Origin of the sequence: Novosphingobium sp. SG919, assembly GCF_012932495.1 — a bacterium.
In the GTDB taxonomy this organism is placed as follows: Bacteria; Pseudomonadota; Alphaproteobacteria; order Sphingomonadales; family Sphingomonadaceae; genus Novosphingobium; species Novosphingobium rhizosphaerae.
This window is the reverse complement of the sequence record NZ_JABCNG010000001.1, coordinates 271,075-290,742: the sequence shown is the minus strand read 5'-3', so window position 1 is coordinate 290,742 and position 19,668 is coordinate 271,075. Positions and strand designations below refer to the sequence as shown.

Sequence of the window (19,668 nt, the reverse complement as noted above, 5' to 3'; positions counted from 1 at the left end):
TCTTGTGAACGTTCTCAATTGTGACTTGTGACATGGCCGGGCGGCCAGATCAACTGCCGTGTCAAATGCGGGTCAGCCGGTTCGGATGAACAGTAGCAGCAGCCCGGCCAACGCGGCGCAGGCGGCCAGCACCAGGAACAGGGCGCCAAAGCCCATGGTGGGCACCAGCACCACCGCGAGCCAGGGCACAATCAGCGAAGGCACGGTGTTGGTGAGATTGAACAGGCCAAGATCGCGCCCGCGCCGGTCTGGCCGGGGCAGCACGCGCAAGGTCTGCCCGCTGTGCAACGCCAGAAACACCGCCATGGCCAGGGCGAACAGCGCATAGCCGGCCAGCGCCACGCCCTTGCCCGGTGCCAGCGCCATGACCAGCAGGCCGAGCGCGATCAGGCCGGCGAGCGCGCCCAAGGGGCGCCAGGGCCGCGCGCGGCGATCGGCCCAATGGCCCACCAGCAGCGCCAGCGGCACCGAGAGCGCCAGCAGCAGGCCATAGATGCGCGCCATGGTGGCCGCGTGCATCGTGGGATCGAGTGCCAGGAACCAATAGGCGATGAACGCGAACAACGTCGCTTCAGCCAGTTGCACCAGCAGCCGCGCCAGCCACATGCGGCGCACCGGGCGTGGCGGCGGCGGAACCACCGGGGCCAGCGGTACGGGCGCCGCCGTTGCAGCGGGCATGGCGCGTGGGTTCATCAGCAGCAGCGGCAGGATCGATGCGGCCACGATCAGCGCCAGCACCGCGACGCGCGCGGCAAAGCCGCTGCCGGTGCCATGATGCGGATCGGGCAAAGTGACCAGGGCGCCCACTGCGCCCGACCAGGCCGGAGCAAAGGCCAGCAACCCACCCAGCAGGCCCTTGTGCCGATCGGGCACGCAATCGGCGGCCCAGGCCGCCAGCGGCCCCAGCACCATGTTGAGCCCGCCCTGCCAGGCGACCAGCACCACGATCAGTGCCGGCAGCGTGGTCGCCAGCGGCATGGCCAGCAAGAGCGCGCTCGACAGCATCAGGCCGCCGGCCACCCAGGCGCGGCGGCTGCCGGCGCGATCGCTGGCCCAGCCCCAGGCGATGTTGGCCATACTGGCCGAAACCGCGCCCAGGAAGGTCAGCGTGGCGAGCCAGGGCACGGCCGCCGGGCCGGCCAGCTCTGCCACGCGCAGCGGCAACAGCAGGGTGAGCAGCGGGCCATAGCCCGCCGTGGCACCAGCCCAGGCAAGAGCATAGCACAAGAGGAACGGCCAATCACCATGGCGCGCGGGCACACCGGCCACGGTAGAGGCTTCAGCCACCCGTCGTCGCCTTGGGGCCGGCCACGGATTCGCGCATGACCAGCCCGGCGGGCACCACCACGGGCGCTGTCGGCACGGTGCCGTCGCGCTGCGCCGCAATGATCAGGTCCACCGCGCGGGCCACGGTTTGCGCCACCGGCTGGTCCACTGCCGAAAGCGCCGGCCGGGCAAAGCGCACCACGGGCGTGTTGTCGAAACTGATCAGCGAGAGGTCTTGCGGCACGGCCAGGCCCATGGCGTGGGCCACATCGAGGCTGGCCAGCGCGGTCTGGTCGTTGCTGGCGATGATCGCGGTGGGCGCGTCGCGTTGGTCCAGCAACTGCCGCGCCGCCTGCGTGCCCGTGGCGAAGCTGAAATCGCTGTGCGCCAAAAGGCCGTGGGTGGGCAGGCCAGCCTCGCCCATGGCGGCGCGCCAGCCATCCACGCGCCACTGGCTGAGGCTGTATTCCGGGTTGCCGGCGATGAAACCGATGCGGCGGTGGCCCAGGTCGATCAAGGCCTGCGTTGCCTTTCGCGCCGATCCTTCATCGTCCATGATCAGCGGGATGCCGCCGCCCTGCCCCAGCGAGCCGATGCGGGCAAAGGGAATGCCCTGGCGGGTGAGCACGCCCACGATCAGCGGATTGTCGGAATGGGGCGGGGTCAGCACCACGCCATCGGGCTGCAGCGCGGCGATGGCGGCGAGCAGTTCGCGCTCCACATGGTCGTTGTGGGTATCGACCAGTTCGAAGATCATGCGATAGCCGTGTTCGGCGCATTGCAGCATCCCGCCCAGCAGCATCTGGTCCACCCAGTCACTGCCCTGGCGCGCGCGCCAATCGGCAATCGTGCGATCGCGGTCGTTAAGCGCCAGGATGAGGTACGAGCGCGAGCCGCTCATCCGCTGCGCCGCGATCGAGGGGACATAGCCGAGCCGGGCAATGGCTTCGCGCACGCGCTCCTGCATTTCGGGGCGCACGTTGGGTTCGTTGTTGATCACCCGGCTGACGGTTTGCAGCGAGACGCCGGCATCGGCGGCCACGTGCTTGATCGTCACGGTCTGACGACGGCGCGCCATCCTGCAGCTATCCTCTTACTTCGCGGTCGGCCGGGTGGCCGCGTCGGCATCGCTTTGCCAGACATGGACCCAATCCACCATCATCGTGCGTGGAAATCCGCGCTCGTCCACCCCGCCGCCGTTGCGGCTTTCGGGCAGGCCGCCGCCGATCGCCAGGTTGAGCACCAGATAGAACGGCCGATCGAACGGCGCCAGCGGATCGGCGCTGCCGGTGGTGGACCATTCGCCCGCGCGCCGGGTTTCATAAGCCACGCCATCGATGCTCCAGGTGATCGTGCCCGGCGCCCATTCCACGGCATAGGTGTGAAACCCGTCGACCGGCGCGGGGATCGGCGCCTCCGAACCCACATGCCGGTTGGCGGGGGGCACGCCGCCGAAATGGATCGTGCCGAGCGCACGATCCTCTTTCCCGCTGGCGCACGTGGCGCAGGGCACGCCCAGGTTCACCGTTTCGAGAATGTCGATCTCGCCCGAAGCGGCCCAGCGGCCATAGCGGCTTTCCGCCGGCAGCATCCAGATCGCCGGCCAACTGCCCTGCCCACCGGGCAGGCGCGCGCGCACTTCCACCCGGCCATAGCGCCAGGCGGCCTTGTCCTTGGTGCTCAGCCGCGCCGAGGTGAACGGCTTTTCGGCGCGCGCGGCGTTCCTATCGGGGGTTTCGCGCAGGTCTTGCGGATAGGCCGGACCGCGCCAGGCTTGCTTGCGGGCGGTGATAACCAGATGGCCATCGGCGAGGTGCGCGTTGGCGCGGCGCGGGGTGTAGCACTGGCGCTCCTGGTTGCCACCGCCCCAGCAATCGTCGGCCAGGGTCCAGCGCGCGGGATCGATCGCCGTGCCATCGAATTCATCGGCCCAGACCAGGTGCCAGCCGGGCGCCGGCGCCTCTGGCGCGGCAGCGGCGGCGGCGGCGGCGGCGGCGGCGGATACCAGCAGGGCCAATGCCACGCTCATGCCGCAGCGCCCGCCTGCGCGCCGCAATAGCTTTCCACGTAGGCGGCATGGCCGGGCAGCCCGCGCACGGTTTCGGCCACTTCGCGACGCAGGCCGGCGAGCAGGCGCTCCAGTTCCTCGTCGCGCAGCTTGGCCGCGACCGGGTGATAGGCGGACGGCATGATCCCCTGCCCCATCATCACCTGGACCCAGCTGTTTTCGGCAAACAGTTCCTCGTTCTTGCGGAACACGCGGCCGGTGCGGGCGAACAAGTCGATGCGATGGGCCAGGCTTTCGGGCACGTCCATCCCTGCGCAGTGGCGCCAGAACGGGCTGTCGCGCCGCTCGGTGGCCTTGTAGTGCAGGATCAGGAAATCGCGGATCTGGACCATGTCGGTCCACTGCTGTTCGTTGAATTCGGCAATGTCGGCCGGATCGGGGCGGGTGCCCACCGGCAGCAGGCGCAGGATGCGCAGCACGGCGCGCTGGATCAGGTGGATCGAGGTCGATTCGAGCGGTTCCATGAACCCGCCCGAAAGACCCACCGCCACGCAGTTCTTCACCCATTGCCGGCGCCGCGCGCCGGTGGTGAAGCGGATGCGGTTGGGTTCGGTCAGGACCTGGCCTTCCACGCTTCCCAGCAGCCGTTCGAGCGCGGCATCTTCGGAAAGATAGCGGCTGCACCACACGATGCCGTTGCCCTGGCGATGCTGCAGCGGGATGCGCCATTGCCAGCCGGCATCGTGCGCGATGGCGCGGGTATAGGGCACGGGCGGGCGCACGCTGGCGGTCTGCACCGCAATCGCCCGGTCGCAGGGCAGCCAGTGGCTCCAATCGTCGAACCCGGTGTGCAGCGCGCCTTCGATCAGCAGGGCGCGAAAGCCGGTGCAATCGAGGAACAGGTCGCCGGCCACGCGCCGGTCGCCATCCAGGCGCAGCGCGGCGATGGCGCCGCTTTCGCCGTCGAGTTCCACCTGCGCAATGCGGCCTTCGATGCGGGTGACGCCATCGGCTTCGGCCAGGCCGCGCAGGAACGCGGCATAGCGCGCGGAATCAAGCTGATAGGCATAGTTCATCCGCCCATCGGGCAAGTGGGCAAAGCGGCCGGCCTGCGCGGCCATGAGTTCCAGGCAATAATCGTCATAGGGCGCGGCGTGCCCGCGCGAGAGGCCGTGCAGCCAGAAATGCTGGAACCCGGCGCTCCAGTGATCGCGCCCGGTCCCGCCGAACGAGTGGAAATAGCGCGCCCCTTGCGCTTTCCAGTTTTCGAACGCGATGCCCAGCTTGAACGTGGCCTGGGTGGCGCGCATGAAATCCGCCTCTGCAATATTGAGCAGGCGGTTGTAGGTGACCAGCGGGGGAATCGTGCTTTCGCCCACGCCCACGGTGCCGATGGCCTCGCTTTCCACCAGGGTGACAGTGGCCACCGGGCCGAGCGTGCGCGCCAGGGCGGCGGCGGCCATCCAGCCGGCGGTGCCGCCACCGGCCACCACGATGTGCAGGGGTGTTGATGATGTCATCGGCTGAGGCTCCTGAGCAGGAAAGCGCGGATGCGGCTGGCGGCGGCCGCGTCGAGCGGGGCAAGGATGCCCTGCCCATGGGCCGGGAGATGGGCGCGCGCGGCTGCGCCGCCGGAAAAGACGTGGTGTTCGAACAAGGCGCGCCATTGCGCGCGTTCGGCTTCGGGCAGGTCGCGGATCGCGAGGATCGCGTGGATCAGCGCATCCTGGGGCTGGCCCAGCCAGCGTGGGGTATCGCGCCACCAGTAATTGACCAGCACGTTGAACGGCGCCGTGGCATCGACCGCGTGATACCAGCCGCTGGGGATGAACAGCGCGTCTCCGCCGGCCAGATCGGCCAGCTGCGCATGGGCCAGCGCGGTGGCATAGCCGGGGTGGCGCGCCAGGTCGGGCGCATCGGGATCGACCATGCTGACGGCGCGGCCAGCCGGCGTGTTGTCCAGCGGGCCAAGGTGGAGATTGGCGAACTGGTCGGGCGGAAACAGCGTGAAGCGCCGCCCGCCCACGGCGCAAACCGCAAGGTTGTGCGGGAAATCGTTGTGCGCGGCCACGCGCGTGGCGGTGCCGATCCACACGCTGGCCAGCGCCTGTCGCTCGCCCAGCGGCATCGGGTTGGCTGCGTCCAGCCCGTCGAACCAGCCGGGAATGTCGATCGAGCCCATGTAGACCAGGCGGCTATCGGCGGCCGCCTCGGCCGCGTCAAACCGCGCCCAGATGGCGTCCAGCGGTTCTTGGGCGGTGACGAAATTGACCTGCATGGCCGGATCATAGAACAGGCGGCCACCGGCCTGCGGCCCGGCGTGGGAGACGGTGAACGCGCGCGAGCGGGCGTGGGCGGCAAGATGGGCGCGGGCTGCGGCCGCGCTCTCCCGCCCGGCCAGGACCAACGGCCAATGCGCCGCCAGGCCGCGCACCACGAACGGTGTGTCTTCCTGTGCCAGCAGGGCATCGAGCGCGGCGGCATCGGCCACCGCCACTTCGCGCACGGATGGCGGATGTTCAGGCATTAGAGCGCCGTGCCAGGAGATCGGCAAAGCGGCCGAGCGCGGCCACCGCCATGTAGATGGGCAGGAGATGCCCTTGCGCGTTGAGTGCGCCCAAGGCCGCACCATCGAGCGCGGCCAAGCGCTCTTCGGCAATGATGTGGTAGCCCACGAGAGAGCGCGTGGAGCCTTCGGCCAAGGGCACTTCGAGCGCGAAGGGTTCGAGCAGGTCATGCGTTTCGAGCGCGGCGAGGAAAGCGGGCGTGGCGCGCCAGCCAGCGTCGAGCGCACCGAGTTGCTCGGCCTTGGCCGCCAGATAAGGCGTGGGCGCGCCGGTCTCGTCGAACAGGCGCTGTCCTTCCGCAATGCCGACACGGGCATGGGCCAGGTCGATATGCACTTGCGGCACATCGTCGGCATGGGCGGTGCGGCCGATCAGGAAGGGCTGGACCGCGTGGGCCAGCGGCACATAGGCCGCGTCCCAGTGATCATCGGCCAGGAACAGGTTTTCCGCCTGTTCGAACCCGAACAGGGCGAGCGGGGCAAAGCGCCCGGTTTCGGGATCGCGGCGGAACACGATGGGATAATGCGCGGCCACCGCGCGGAATTCGGCCGGCACGACCAGGCACCCCATCACGCCATCGCCCCACTGCGCGCCCGCGCCGGTGGCCACGGTCAGGTCGCGATGGGTGGCATTGTCGAGCAGGGCATGGCTGCTGCTGGTCACGGTGCTGGCATCCTCGTTCAACGGCTGTTTGCGCCCTTGTTCCACCTGCGGCTGGCGGGATCAAGCCAATGGCAGGAGGGACCACCCGGCCGGCTTGCAGGGCAGCGCAAGCCGGCCGGGCGGGGAGGGCCGCGTCAGAAGTTGACGCGGAAACCGGCGGAATAGCGGGCATAGCCGCTCGACGCGAAGAACACGTTGTTGTCCGACCGCAAGTGGCCACGCCGGCCCTGGTTGGTCAGGTTGATGGCATCGGCAAAGACCGTGAAGCCCTTGCGGAATTCCCAGCTGGCGCTGGCATCGACCTGGCCATAGGGCTCCACGTAATAGGGATTTGGCCCCGTGCCCGAGAGGAACTGCGCGCGCCAGTTGTAGGCAACGCGGGCCTGCAAGCCGTGCTTGTCATAGAACAGCACCGCGTTGGCGCTGTCGGACAGGCCGGTGAGCGCGAACTGGGTGACGCTGGACGGCTTGGTGTTGTCGTACGTCGCATCGCCGCGCACGATCGTGTAGTTCAGGATCGTGCCGAAGCCGGTGTTCCAGAACGTGTGCTGGATGGCGAATTCCCAGCCATAGAGCCGCGCGGTCTGCGACGAGTTGACCGGCGTGGTGATCTGGAAATTGACCGCCGCATCCTGGGGCGTGCCGAAGATGTTGCCGGTGAGGTTGCCGCTCGCGTCGGTGCCGGTGATCTGAGAGGATTCCGGGTAGTGCTGGAAGATGTAGTTGCGGATCGCGGCCGTGCTGGCATCGGCACCGAGCGCGGCGATGGCCGCCTGGTAGCGCGGGCCGCTGGCCGGGTTGGTCAGGCCGAAGGCGCCGGTATCGACGCGGGCCGAGGAAATGAAGTTCGACACGTTCTTGTTGAAGAAGCCCACCGAGACATAGCTGGTCGGCGCGTAGTACCACTCCAGGCTGAGGTCGATGTTCTTGGACTTGTAGGGCAGCAGGCCGGGATTGCCCTGGCTGCCGGTGCCGCCACCGATGCGGAACAGCTGGTCGAGCGTGCGGCCACCCTGGAGGCTGGCATAGTCGGCACGGGTGATGGTCTGGCTGTAGGACGCGCGGAACTTGACGTTGCGCGCCGGCTGCATGTCGAAATCGAACGCGGGCAGGAAATTGTCATAGCTGCCGGCAAACGTGGTGAAATCGCTGCTGCCGCCATAGATCAGGCCGAATTCGTTGGCCGAAACCCACTGCGTGCCGGTGGGGATCGGCACCAGCGCCGACGAGGTCACGCGGGTGTTTTCATAGCGCAGGCCGGCGCGGAAATGCGCCTCGCGGCCCAGCAGGTCGAACTTGGTATTCACCTGCACAAAGGGCGCGATGGTGCGTTCCTTGATGCGGCGATCGACCGTGTAGGGCGCCAGGCAATTGCCGGTGCCGCCGCAGATCTGGTTCTTGCTGTCGAGCAGGCTCACCATCTTTTCGAAATTGAAGGTGTAGAACTGCTTGATGATGTTGGGATCGTTGGCACCCGAAACGCCGCTGAACTTGTCGGGCACGGAAACGCGGCTGAACAGGTCGTCGGGCGTCTGGCTGGCCGGCAGCGAGCCGCCCCAGGTATCGTGCTGGATATAGCCATAGGCCGACCGCACCTTGTTCTCGGTATAGTTGGCGCCAAAATCGAGGCTGTCGATCACGCCGCTGTCGAACTGGAAATGGCCGGAAAGGCGCGCTTCGTTGATCTCGTCGCGGAAATAGGCGTTGCGGAAGGCATTGCCCGTGGGCGTGATGTTCGCCGGATCGAGCGCGTCGATGCCAGAGTTCATCCCGACCGAAATGACCGGCAGATCATGGGTGAAATCGATCTTCTGGTCGGCCACGCCGAACACCGCCGTCCCCACCGAGACGCTGGTGCCATAAGGATTGTTGGGCTTGGATTCGGCCGTCGAATGGTGGGCGTCCAGCTCCAGCGTGAGGCGATCGATGCCGTCCCACTTGAGATTGCCGCCGATCGAGCGGTTGACCGTGCGGTTTTCGGTCAGCGACGCGCTGTAGGACAAGTCCTTGCCCTCACTGGCGCCGAAGTGTTCAGCATAGAACACCGGGCCGGCCACCGGGCCATCGGTCCACTGGCTGGAAACGTCGTTGAAATTGAACCAGATGCCCACGCTGTTGGTGCGCGCGCGGACGGTGTTCTGCGAATAGGTGTAATCGAACGTGGCGGTCAGCGTGTCGGTGGGGCGCAGCTGGAGCACGAGCTGGCCATTGATGCGCTCACGGTCGATGTCGGTGATGTCATAACTGGCGTTCTGCGGCACCTGGTAGACATCGTTGGGACCGGGCCGGTTGACGATATTGGCATAGCGCGGATCGCCTTCCTGCGGCAGCGAACCCCAGTTGTTTTCCGAGCCGAGATAGCCGTCGCGCCAGCCGACATTGGCCTGGTTGTTGCTCGCCTTGCGCTTTTGCCACACGCCGGTGACCAGCACGCCGATCTTGCCGTCGGCAAAGGTGTCGCTGAGAATGCCCGACACTTCGGGCGTGATGGGGCTGCCCTGGTTGCGCGACGTGTCGATCATGCCCTTGATCGCCAGGCTGCCGTGCAGGCCGGGCCGATCGAGCGGGCGCGGGGTCTTGATATTGATGGTCGAGCCGATGCCGCCGGTCGGCAGCGTGGCGCGGCCCGACTTGTAGACTTCCACCCCGGCGACGCCTTCGGACGCGAGGTTGGCAAAGTCGAAGCTGCGGGTGGACGGCGCGCTGGCGCCATCGCCCAGGCTGGACGTGGGCATCTGGCGGCCGTTGAGCAGCACCAGGTTGAATTCCGGGCCGAAGCCGCGAACCGTGACGGTGGAGCCTTCGCCGTTGGAACGATCGATCGATACGCCGGTGATGCGCTGAAGCGATTCGGCCAGGTTCGTATCGGGGAACTTGCCCATGTCTTCGGCCGAGATCGCATCGACCACGCCTTGCGCGCTGCGCTTGATATCGGCGGCGGCCGAAAGGCTGGCGCGGATGCCGGTGACGACGATGGCGCTTTCGGCCGGCGCTTCGGGCGTGGTGGCGCCCTGCGGTGCTGCGGCCGGCGTGCTGGGCGCGGCTTCCTGCGCCAGGGCAGGCGCAGCGGCCAGGCCCATTGCCATGACCGAAGCCCCCCAGACCAGGCGCGCGCGCAAAGAATGGCAGCTTGTGCTCATCAGATCCCTCTCCCCGTTTTCACCCCGTCGCTTTGGCGCACGGTTTGTGAACGTTCTCAACTTGCGCAACGAATGCGCGTGAACGTTCACTTTGTCAAGCGCCTGCCGTCATCATCCGTGACAAAGGGCAATAGTGGGGGAGTGGGCGTGCCGCGCGCGCCGCTGACGATCGGCCTTCTGCGGCGCGATGCGGGCAATGGGCCGCCGGCGTGCCGGCCCTGCCGGCAACGCCGCGACCCGGCGCAGCTTCAGGCCACGGCACCCTGCCCGCCAGGCGTTGGCGCGCCGGTGCCGGCCACGGCGTGGTGCGGGCCACGCTCGGCCTCGAGCAAGGCCAGAGCCCGGCCATAGTCGAGCCGGGCCAAGGCCTGGCGCACCGGATGCGCCTCGCGGGCCGCTTCGGGCAGGCCAAGTGCCTCGGCATAGACGACGAAGGCCGCCCGTGCCGCCAGGCTGCGCCGCTGCACCAGATCGACCAGCCCTTCGCGCGCCTGGACTTGCGCCGCAAGATCGAACGCAGAGTTGGCCGGCGTGGGCGACGGCAACGTGCCCGGTGCGATCGGCGGCGTGAGGGAGCGCGCGGCTTCGATGGCAGGTTCCAGTTCGCGGCCCAGCAACGCGATCTCGCGATCGAGGCCGAACGTCTGCTCGGCCGCCAGCAGGCGCTCGATCCGGCCGGCCACGGCCGTTACTTGCGGCAGTTCCAGCGACGCAGCCACGCCCTTGAGCGAATGGGCCAGGCGCCGCGCCTCGGCCAGGCGCCCTTCGTCGACCAGGCTGGCAAGAGCACCGGGGGTGGCGGCATAGATATCGGCAAAGTCGCCGATCAGCTTGGCCAGAAGGGCGCGCTTGCCGTTCACGCGGGCCAGCGCGGCGGGAATGCCGAACGGCGGCAGGTGATCGGGCAAGGGGATGGCATCGGATGCGGCTGCGCCATTGGCGACGGGCGCGTGCCAGGGCTTTGCCGCGCCATCGGCGCCAGCCACCTGCAGCCACTGTTCCAGCGTGCGGACCAGCAGCGCGGGATCGACCGGCTTGGTGATGTGGTCGTTCATGCCGGCGGCCAGGCAGCGTTGACGCTCATCCTCATAGGCGTGCGCGGTCATGGCAATGATCGGCAGGACATCGGCGCCCCAGGTGCGGCGGATCCGCGTGGTCGCCTCGATCCCGTCCATCTCGGGCATCTGCACGTCCATCAGCACGGCAGCGTAAGCGCCGCTTTGCGCCGCCACCATGGCGCAGGCGATGCGGCCATTTTCCGCGCAGTCCACATCTAGCCCGGCATCATCGAGCAATTCCATGGCAATCTCGCGGTTGATCGCATTGTCTTCCACCAGCAGCACCCGCGCACCCTGGAACCGCGGGGCGAGGCGCACGGTTTCGGCTAAGGCAGGCGGGGTTGGCGCGACGGCATCGGGCGCGCGATCCACCCGTTCGGGGAAGAGATGGCAGATCGTTTCGATCAGCGCGCGCGGTTGCACCGGCTTGGTCAGAAAGGCATCGACATCGGCGCGTTCCACTTCGCTCAGGAACTCGTCGTTGCCATAGGCCGTGACCAGCAGCGTGACCGGCAGGTTTTCGCGCGGCACCCGGTTGCGCATCGCCTTGATCGTATCCATTCCCGAAAGACGCGGCATTTTCCAATCGAGCAGGACCAGGTCGAACGGACGCCCGGCAACGGCAGCAGCCTCGATCGCGGCCAGCGCTTCATCGCCCGAAGCGGCCAGGTCGATCGTCATGCCCCAGCTGTTGAACAACGCGCGCAGGATGTCGCGCGAGGCGGCGTTGTCGTCCGCCGCCAGGATGCGCAGGCCCGCCAGGCCCCGTGGCATGATCAGGCCGGCACGGGCCAGGCTGCCGGCATCGCCCAGCACCACGCGGAAGGTGAACACGCTGCCCAGGCCAGGGGTGCTTTCCACGGTGATGCCACCGCCCATCTGCTCCACGATCTGGCGCGAAATCGCCAGGCCCAGGCCCGAGCCGCCGAACCGGCGGGTCATCGAGCTGTCCACCTGGGTGAACGAGGAAAACAGCGCTTCGCGGTGCTGCGCGGTCATGCCGATGCCGGTGTCGCGCACGCTGCATTCCAGCGTGACCGTGCCCTCGCCCGTGGCGACAAGGTCCATGGCGACCATGACCACGCCCTTTTCGGTGAACTTGACCGCATTGCTGAGCAGGTTGAGCAGGACCTGGCCAAAGCGCAGTTCATCGCCCACCACCATCTGCGGCACACGCGGCGCGATGGTGACGCGCAGCGCGACGCCCTTGGCCTGCGCATCGACGGCGAGCATCTGCACCTGGTTTTCCACGCAGGCGCGCACTTCGAACGGCCGTGCTTCCAAGGTGAGCTTCCCCGCCTCGTTCTTGGAATAATCGAGAATGTCGTTGATCAGCCGCAGCAGCGATGCGCCGGCATCGGCAATGCGCGTGACATAGACCTGTTGCCGCGCATCGAGCGCGGTGCGCTGTGCCAAATGGCAAAAGCCGAGAATGGCGTTCATCGGGGTGCGGATTTCGTGGCTCATGTTGGCCAGGAACATGGCTTTGGCGCGGGTGGCGTGCTCGGCCTCGCGGGTGCGTTCTTCAAGCGCCAGATTCTTGGCGCGGATATCTTCGCCCATCGCCGTGATGCGCTGCACCGCTTCGACCAGATGCGCGCTGAGCCAGACCAGCACCGCCGTCTGGAACGCCACGATGACCGCGTGGATCAACACGCGCACCAGGTTGCCCTCGCCGGGAAACACCGCATAGGGCAAGGCATATAGCAGCACGAGGTGGTGCAGCACGGTGGCCCCCGCCGCCATCAGGATCGCCCCGCGATCGCACCACGCGATGGTGAGTGCGAGCATGGCGAAGAAGTACATGTGCATGTCCATCTGCCAGGGATGGCCCTGCAGCAGGAACAGGAGGAGCGCGGGCTCGCCCACCAGCGCGACCGCGGAAAGATAGCGCGTGGCCGGGGCGATGCCGTTGCGCCACCACATCAGGTGATAGGCCAGCGCCAGCAGCGCCCCTGCCCCTGCGGCGGCCAGCGGCGATCGTCCGTTCAACCCGCCGACCAGGGCCAGCAGCGGCACGTGCGCCCACAACAGAAAGACCAGGAAGCGGCCGAAACGCCGACGGACATCGTCAAGCTCGCTCGCCGGCAGCGATGGGGCGCGGCTGGATAGGGAGGTCGTCATAAGGCGGGATCATCCTTGGCAGCGCCGAGGCAGCCCGCCAGACGTGGCGAAGCAAAGACGAACCAGACCCCTTCTCGGCGCAGTGCGGCAGGAAAATCCACACGGGGGGACGTGGCGATGGCGACGTTGGCAAAGCGGCCCGGTACCACCAGCGCGCCTTGCGCACCGGCAACCATGGCCACGGTTTCGATCCGGGAGGTTCCGGGGGCAGCGATGACCACGAGTTGTTCACCCGCGCGCACCGGCGGCAGCGAAGCCCAGGCGAGTGCGCCGACGCCGGCCAGCATCAGGCCCACGGCCGGCATCGCGGCAACCCAGGCACGGCGCGGCCGGGCCGGCGCGCCAGCGTGGCGCAAGCCAGCCGCGGCGCGGCAGGCAATCGCCCTGGTATTACCGGTAAGACCCCCGTGCATTCTGACCCTCCACCTGAGGAAGGTTACGGGTGGCCAATTTCCAATTGGTAAATTTTGCCGCTATCGATCTGATCGGGAAGCAATTTCAGACCGAGAATCGCCTGTTTCGGGCATGATTTTTGGTCCGGTCTGATAGCTATCGTCGATTCAGCCTATCCCACCACGCGCACGGGCACGCCTTGGTAGGCCAGGCCGGGCCGCAGGTGTTCGTGCTTCATGATCACGCTGCCGCCCAGCACGCGAGTGCCCGCGTCAACCACCGCGCCATAGAGCGGCACGGTACCGGCATGGACCGTCGCCCCCGTGCCGATGCGCACCTTGTCCACCTTGAGCACGCGATCCTCGAACGTGTGCGCCTGGAAATTGGCGTGGACGGTGGCGCCATCGCCGATCTCGATCATGTCGGGATCGACGACCTGGGCAAACAGCGGCCCCAGCACCGCGCGGCGCCCGATCCTGAGGCCCATAAGCCGCAGATAGACCAGCAGCAGGAACGTGCCTTCCAACTGCTGGAGGATGAAATTGGCATAGCGCGCCCAGGCGACATAGACGAAGTCCCAGCGGCTGCACCAGCAGGACCACAGCGCGTGCTGCCCCGGCTTAACCCGCCCGATCAGGCCCCACTTGAGCGCCATGACGACAAGGCACAGCGCCACCATGGTGCCCAGCGTGGCAGCGGGCACCACCACCCAAGCCATCAGCCCCACCCCGGCCCCGTGCGCCGCGGCAGCACCGATGACGGCAAACCACAGCGCGCCCAGCACCAGCGGCACCACCGGCAGGGCAAAGCGCGCCAGTTCCCACACCCAGCGGTTGACCTGGCGGATCAGCGCGGGATCGTGCGTCAGGCTGCGATCGGCCTCCACCACCTGGCGGCGCGGCAGATCGAAGCTGGGATGGCCAAAGCGCGATTGGCCCCGCGCGATCAGCGTGGCATCGGCAACGGTCGAAATACCGATGAGGATATCGTCGGGCAGGGTTTCGCCCGCCGGGATCACCGCATGGTTGCCCAGGAACGTGTTGCGCCCCAGCCGGATCGGCGCCACGCGCACCGTGCCCTGGCGCAGTTCCGGCCCACCCAGATAGATGCCGTCGGCAAAGAAGGTTTCCGCCCCGATCGTGACGAGTTCGGGCGTCACGTCAAAGATCGTGCTGATCTCGCACTTGTCGCCCACGTTCATGCCGGCCAGGCGCAGCCAGTGCTTGAACATCAAGGTGCCCGAAAGCCATTCGCCCGCGGCGAACACGGCGCCGGCCTTGATCCACACGCGGATGTAGCCCAGGCTCCAGCGGTCGATCACGCCCGGCCGCACCCGGCCCAGGGCGCGCAGCAGCAGGGCAGACCAGAACACATTGAGCGGCACGGCCAGCACCGTGGTGGCCAGGACAGCGGCAATCACCCGCAGATCGAGGCTGGGCGCGGCCATCCAGCGCCAGATCGCCAGGGCATCCACTTCGCCCGCCAGGCACAGGCCCAGCAGCAGCAGTTCACCCGGCAGCGCGGCCAGCGCGGCGAACAGCCCCTGGCCCAACAGCATCAACAGCGCATGGCGCCACGGCCCATGGCGGGTTGCCGCGCGGGTGATCACCGGCACGGCAGGGGCTGGCCCCACGCGTTGCGCAGGCACGCCGTCCCACATTTCCCCCGCCGGCACCACACCCCCGGCATTGAGAACCGAGAGCGCGGTAAGCACGCTGCCCGCCCCCATCCGCGCCGGGCCTTCCAAGCCAGCCCGCACCATCAGCGCGGCGCCGGCTTCCAGTGTGATCGGCGCCACGACGATATCGCCGCGGTCCAGCTCCACCAGCCCCAGGTGCGCGCCCTGGCCCAGCGAAACGTCGTCGCCCAGGTCCAGCAAGTCCCACCCGCCGCGCCGCAGATCGACATTGCGGTGGATATGCACCCGCCGCCCGATCCGCGCGCCCAGCAGACGCAGCACGGCATTGTTCAGTTCCGTCCCGGCCAGCAACGGCCAGGGGATCAACCGCACCGCCTGCATCACCATCCAGTGGCGCAGGTAATAAGGGCTCCAGACCGGTGCGCGCAGCGGGCGATAGCGGCCGATCGCCAGCCATTTCACCGCCACGGCAAAGGCCACCGACAGCGGCATGTACAAAAGAAAGCCGGCCAGGCCCACCAGCGGCGCCACCAGCACCAGCGTGGCGAGGCCCAGATGGGCAAAGGCCAGCGGCGCCACGCGGAACGCGACGAGCCAGGAACCCCAGCCGGCCACCAGCACGCTCAAGGCAAGCCAGGTGACCTGCACCAGGTTGGCCAGGGCCGGCCGCGCCACGCCCTGGCGCAGCAGGGGCATGGCAGCGTCAGCCGTGGTCTCCGTCGGTTCGGGCGCACGGGCAGCCAGGGCGCGCACGGTGCGGGCGTCATAGATGTCGCTCACCGTCACCCAGTCGGTGCGCCAATCCTCGCGCAGCAGGGTGACGAGCATCGCCGCGGTCAGCGAATCGCCGCCCAGCCCCTCGAAGAAATCCGCCGTGACCGAGACCCCGCCCGGCCGCTTGAGCACATCGGCCATGGCTTGCGCGATCAGCGCTTCCAGTTCGCTTTCGGGCGGAACCTGCGCCTCGTCCTCGCGCCGGGGCGCAAAGTGCATCGGCGGCAGCGCCTTGCGGTCAAGCTTGCCGCCCACGGTGGTGGGCAGCGCGGCGATCAACCCGACCTGACGCGGCACCATATAACCTGGCAGGCTGGCGGCCAGCGCCTGGCGCAAGGCTTCGCCCAGCGGGGGTGCGGCCGGATCGGTAGGCACGACATAGGCCACCAGTTCGGGCACGCCGCCGCGATCCTGGATCGTGGCACCGGCCGCACGCACGCCGGCAAGAGCGGCCAGTTGCGCCTCGATCTCGCCCAGTTCCACGCGGTATCCGCGGATCTTGACCTGGGCATCGATGCGCCCGTGGTAGAACAGGTTGCCGGTCTCGTCGCGATGCACCAGGTCACCGGTGCGATAGAGACGGCCATGGCGCGGGTGGTGAATGAACTTTTCCGCGGTCAGATCGGGCCGGCCGAGATAGCCGCGCGCCACGCCGGCGCCACCGATGCACAATTCGCCCTGGCTGCCTTCGGGCACATCATCCAGCGCCTCGTCCAGCACGAAGGCATACATGCCGGGCACCGGGCGACCGATGGTGATCGGCCCGCCCGGCACGATATCCCCGCGCAGGCAGGTGACCGCGCATTCGGTGGGGCCATAGCCGTTGACCAGCCGCCGGCCCTTGGCCCACAGCGCGGCAATATCGGCCGGCAGCGCCTCACCACCCACATAGAGCAGCTTGAGATCGGGCAGCGCCTCTTGCGGATTGCTGCACCCGCTGCTGCGCAGCAGGGTTGGCGGCGGGCAGAACACGCTGGCGCGATGATCGGCCAGCCAGGCCACGATATCGGGCCCCAGGCGGGCCGCGGCATCGTCCATCACCAGCAGGGTGGCGCCGCTGGCCAGCGCCAGCCAGATTTCCTCGATCGAGCTGTCATAGGCAACCGACGAGCCCTGGACCACGCGATCGCCCGGCCCCAGCGCGAATTCGGCCAGGTCCGAGGCGACCAGGTTGGCGATGTGGCGATGCTCGATCATCACGCCCTTGGGCTTGCCCGTGGTGCCCGAGGTGTAGATCAGATAGGCCAGCGCTTCGGGTGCGACGTGCGGCAGAGGGGTTTCGGGCGCAGGCGCGGCGGCCAGCAATTGGGCCGGATTTTCCACCGGGCAGGCGCCATCCACCAGTTGCCCAAGGCGCGTGCGCTGCGCGTCTTCGGCCAGGACGAGCACCGGCCGGGCATCGGCGAGAATATCGACCACGCGGCCATCGGGAAAGGCGGGATCGAGGCAGGTGAACGCGGCACCGGCCTTGAGCGCGGCCAATTGCGCCAGATAGAGCAGCGGCGACGTGCGCGGCAGATGCAGCGCCACGACAGGCTCGGCCGCCCCCACCCCGGCCCGCACCGCGGTGGCCGGAATACGCGCCAGGATCGCGCGCGCCAGGGCATCGCTTTGCGCAGCAAGATCGGCATACGTGATCGCCTGATCGATGTCGCGGCCCTTGCCGGCGGGCACGAAGATCGCGCAGGCCTGCGGGCTGCGCGCCGCCGACGCGGCCAGGAAGCCGTGCAGCGTGCGGTCGTTTTGCAAATGGTTTCCGCCCATATCCGCCCCCTAGCGCCCGCGTAGCGCCGGTCAATGACGAAACCCGCACAAAAACGCCGAAATCGGACAGGCACGCCGGCGCAATCAGCCGCTTCGACCCAAGGTACAATTGCTTGATCAGGGTGCATTTGCGCATCCTTGGCCAGAACGCGGGCATGCCGCCAGGCCGGCACGGCACCGCGCAGCATGCATTCGTCCAGTCGTTTTCGCCTTAAAGCATACCGAGGAGAGGCCCCATGTTGCAGGAAGCCATGACCAAGTTTTCGGCCCAGAGCCCGATCAAGGCCAAGTTTGACAACTTCATCGGGGGCAAGTGGGTTGCTCCGGTTCGGGGCCAGTATTTCGACAATGTCTCGCCCGTAACCGGCAAGCCGGTATGCCAGGTGGCGCGCGGCACCGCCGAAGATATCGAGCTGGCACTCGACGCCGCGCACAAGGCCCGCGAAGCCTGGGGCCGCACTTCGCCCGCCGATCGCGCCAACGTGCTGCTCAAGGTGGCGCAGCGGATGGAAGACAACCTTGACCTGCTGGCGATGGTGGAAACCATCGACAACGGCAAGCCGATCCGCGAAACCACCGCCGCCGACGTGCCGCTGGCGATCGACCACTTCCGCTATTTCGCCGCCTGCGTGCGCAGCCAGGAAGGCACCCTGGGCGAAATCGACCACGATACCGTGGCCTATCACTATCACGAGCCGCTGGGCGTGGTCGGCCAGATCATCCCGTGGAACTTCCCGCTGCTGATGGCCGCGTGGAAGCTCGCCCCGGCCCTTGCCGCCGGCAACTGCGTGGTGCTCAAGCCCGCCGAACAGACGCCGATGTCGATCCTGGTGCTGGCCGAACTGATCGCCGACATCCTGCCCGAAGGCACGCTCAACATCGTCAACGGCTTTGGCATCGAAGCCGGCAAGCCGCTCGCCACCAGCAAGCGCATCGCCAAGATCGCGTTCACCGGCGAAACCTCCACCGGCCGCCTGATCATGCAATATGCCAGCGAAAACCTCATCCCGGTCACGCTGGAACTGGGCGGCAAGAGCCCCAACATCTTCTTTGCCGACGTGATGGACGCCGACGACGACTATTTCGACAAGGTGCTCGAAGGCTTTGCCATGTTCGGCCTGAACCAGGGCGAAGTGTGCACCTGCCCGTCGCGCGCGCTGGTGCAGGAATCGATCTATGAAAAGTTCATGGAACGCGCCGTGGCCCGCGTGGAGAAGATCCGCCAGGGCAGCCCGCTCGATCCGACCACGATGATCGGCGCGCAGGCTTCGAACGAACAGCTCGAAAAGATCCTCTCGTATATCGACATCGGCCGCAACGAAGGCGCCAAGGTGCTGACCGGCGGCAGCCGCGCCACGCTGGGCGGCGACCTGGCCGATGGCTATTACGTGACGCCCACCATCCTGGAAGGGCACAACAAGATGCGCGTGTTCCAGGAGGAAATCTTCGGCCCGGTCCTGGCCGTGACCACTTTCAAGGACGAGGCCGAGGCGCTCGCCATCGCCAACGACACCCAGTTCGGCCTGGGCGCGGGCGTGTGGACCCGCAACGGCAACCGCGCCTATCGCTTTGGCCGTGAAATCCAGGCCGGGCGCGTGTGGACCAACTGCTATCACCTCTATCCCGCGCACGCCGCGTTCGGAGGCTACAAGCAGTCGGGCATCGGGCGCGAAACCCACAAGATGATGCTCGATCACTATCAGCAGACCAAGAACCTGCTGGTCAGCTACAGCACCAAGGCGCTCGGCTTCTTCTGAGCGGCTGGCACGCGAAAGGCGCCCCCGGCGGACAACAGGGGCGTCGTTTCCGGGGCGGGTGTCATCCGGCACTCGCCCCGCTTGGCCTTTGAAGGAGCAGCGATGCCCGACCTTCCCCCCCGTGTGCTTTCCACCCCGCAGGCCGATGCGTGGATCGCCCGGCTTGGTGCCACGCACGGCCCGCTGATGTTTCACCAATCGGGCGGGTGTTGCGACGGGTCGGTGCCGATGTGCTATCCGCGCGGCGAGTTCAAGGTGGGCGGGCAGGACGTGCTGCTGGGCCATATTGCCGGCGACGTGCCGGTGTGGATCGGGGCGGCACAGTTCGAATACTGGCGCCACACCCAGGTGACCATCGACGTGGCACCGGGGCGCGGCGCCGGCATGTCGCTCGAAACACCCGAAGGCGTGCGCTTCCTTGCCCATTCGCGGCTGTTCAGCGATGCCGAGGCGGCCGCCCTTGCCGCCGCAGGAGAGCCGCCCCGCGGACAATCCTGAGGACCTGCTCATCTTTT

At 67.7% G+C, this 19,668-nt stretch carries 12 protein-coding genes; 2 read left to right on the top strand and 10 right to left on the bottom strand.

What is annotated here, in order from left to right; all coding sequences use genetic code 11:
• Positions 1 to 72: 72 nt before the first annotated feature.
• The 10 genes from FHT19_RS01360 to FHT19_RS01315 all read right to left on the bottom strand — a co-directional run bounded on the left by FHT19_RS01360 (position 73) and on the right by FHT19_RS01315 (position 17,396).
• Positions 73 to 1,287 carry an MFS transporter gene (locus FHT19_RS01360; protein ID WP_248290221.1) on the bottom strand — a complete coding sequence of 405 codons (1,215 nt, stop codon included), beginning with the start codon at positions 1,285 to 1,287 and terminating at the stop codon, positions 73 to 75.
• Positions 1,280 to 2,344 carry a LacI family DNA-binding transcriptional regulator gene (locus FHT19_RS01355; protein ID WP_169473501.1) on the bottom strand — a complete coding sequence of 355 codons (1,065 nt, stop codon included), beginning with the start codon at positions 2,342 to 2,344 and terminating at the stop codon, positions 1,280 to 1,282. The genes FHT19_RS01360 and FHT19_RS01355 overlap by 8 nt, the downstream gene beginning before the upstream one ends.
• 15 nt (positions 2,345 to 2,359) lie before the next feature.
• On the bottom strand, positions 2,360 to 3,295 hold the full coding sequence (locus FHT19_RS01350; protein ID WP_169473499.1) for a glycoside hydrolase family 16 protein: 936 nt from the start codon (positions 3,293 to 3,295) through the stop codon (positions 2,360 to 2,362).
• A complete protein-coding gene (locus tag FHT19_RS01345) occupies positions 3,292 to 4,794 on the bottom strand; it encodes a tryptophan halogenase family protein (protein ID WP_169473497.1) in 1,503 nt (500 codons plus the stop codon). The genes FHT19_RS01350 and FHT19_RS01345 overlap by 4 nt, the downstream gene beginning before the upstream one ends.
• On the bottom strand, positions 4,791 to 5,801 hold the full coding sequence (locus FHT19_RS01340; RefSeq protein ID WP_169473496.1) for a cupin-like domain-containing protein: 1,011 nt from the start codon (positions 5,799 to 5,801) through the stop codon (positions 4,791 to 4,793). Before FHT19_RS01340 ends, FHT19_RS01345 begins: the two co-directional genes overlap by 4 nt.
• Positions 5,794 to 6,525 (bottom strand): SapC family protein, encoded by a 732-nt coding sequence (locus FHT19_RS01335; RefSeq protein WP_211184800.1) that lies wholly within the window; start codon positions 6,523 to 6,525, stop codon positions 5,794 to 5,796. Before FHT19_RS01335 ends, FHT19_RS01340 begins: the two co-directional genes overlap by 8 nt.
• 113 nt (positions 6,526 to 6,638) lie before the next feature.
• Positions 6,639 to 9,644: a TonB-dependent receptor gene (locus tag FHT19_RS01330; protein ID WP_169473494.1), complete on the bottom strand. Its 3,006-nt coding sequence runs from the start codon at positions 9,642 to 9,644 to the stop codon at positions 6,639 to 6,641.
• A gap of 248 nt (positions 9,645 to 9,892) precedes the next feature.
• On the bottom strand, positions 9,893 to 12,826 hold the full coding sequence (locus FHT19_RS01325; RefSeq protein ID WP_169473492.1) for a hybrid sensor histidine kinase/response regulator: 2,934 nt from the start codon (positions 12,824 to 12,826) through the stop codon (positions 9,893 to 9,895).
• Positions 12,823 to 13,239 carry a hypothetical protein gene (locus FHT19_RS01320; RefSeq protein ID WP_169473490.1) on the bottom strand — a complete coding sequence of 139 codons (417 nt, stop codon included), beginning with the start codon at positions 13,237 to 13,239 and terminating at the stop codon, positions 12,823 to 12,825. The genes FHT19_RS01325 and FHT19_RS01320 overlap by 4 nt, the downstream gene beginning before the upstream one ends.
• Positions 13,240 to 13,391: 152 nt before the next feature.
• Positions 13,392 to 17,396: a non-ribosomal peptide synthetase gene (locus FHT19_RS01315; protein WP_169473488.1), complete on the bottom strand. Its 4,005-nt coding sequence runs from the start codon at positions 17,394 to 17,396 to the stop codon at positions 13,392 to 13,394.
• Positions 17,397 to 17,632: 236 nt separating this feature from the next.
• Between FHT19_RS01315 and adh the strand changes: the two genes are divergently transcribed.
• Both adh and FHT19_RS01305 read left to right on the top strand, forming a co-directional pair.
• The gene (gene adh / locus FHT19_RS01310) at positions 17,633 to 19,153 is read left to right on the top strand and encodes an aldehyde dehydrogenase (RefSeq protein ID WP_168554028.1); all 1,521 of its coding nucleotides are present in this window, start codon (positions 17,633 to 17,635) and stop codon (positions 19,151 to 19,153) included.
• Positions 19,154 to 19,255: 102 nt separating this feature from the next.
• Positions 19,256 to 19,651, top strand: coding sequence for a DUF779 domain-containing protein (locus FHT19_RS01305; protein ID WP_169473487.1), 396 nt, complete (start codon positions 19,256 to 19,258; stop codon positions 19,649 to 19,651).
• The last annotated feature ends 17 nt before the right edge of the window (positions 19,652 to 19,668 follow it).

Excerpts from the sequence above, each read along its gene's own strand:
- FHT19_RS01355 (WP_169473501.1), bottom strand. The coding sequence starts at position 2,344 with ATGGCGCGCCGTCGTCAGACCGTGACGATCAAGCACGTGGCCGCCGAT.
- FHT19_RS01350 (WP_169473499.1), bottom strand. The coding sequence starts at position 3,295 with ATGAGCGTGGCATTGGCCCTGCTGGTATCCGCCGCCGCCGCCGCCGCC.
- FHT19_RS01345 (WP_169473497.1), bottom strand. The coding sequence starts at position 4,794 with ATGACATCATCAACACCCCTGCACATCGTGGTGGCCGGTGGCGGCACC.
- FHT19_RS01340 (WP_169473496.1), bottom strand. The coding sequence starts at position 5,801 with ATGCCTGAACATCCGCCATCCGTGCGCGAAGTGGCGGTGGCCGATGCC.
- FHT19_RS01330 (WP_169473494.1), bottom strand. The coding sequence starts at position 9,644 with ATGAGCACAAGCTGCCATTCTTTGCGCGCGCGCCTGGTCTGGGGGGCT.
- FHT19_RS01325 (WP_169473492.1), bottom strand. The coding sequence starts at position 12,826 with ATGACGACCTCCCTATCCAGCCGCGCCCCATCGCTGCCGGCGAGCGAG.
- FHT19_RS01320 (WP_169473490.1), bottom strand. The coding sequence starts at position 13,239 with ATGCACGGGGGTCTTACCGGTAATACCAGGGCGATTGCCTGCCGCGCC.
- FHT19_RS01315 (WP_169473488.1), bottom strand. The coding sequence starts at position 17,396 with ATGGGCGGAAACCATTTGCAAAACGACCGCACGCTGCACGGCTTCCTG.
- adh (WP_168554028.1), top strand. The coding sequence starts at position 17,633 with ATGTTGCAGGAAGCCATGACCAAGTTTTCGGCCCAGAGCCCGATCAAG.
- FHT19_RS01305 (WP_169473487.1), top strand. The coding sequence starts at position 19,256 with ATGCCCGACCTTCCCCCCCGTGTGCTTTCCACCCCGCAGGCCGATGCG.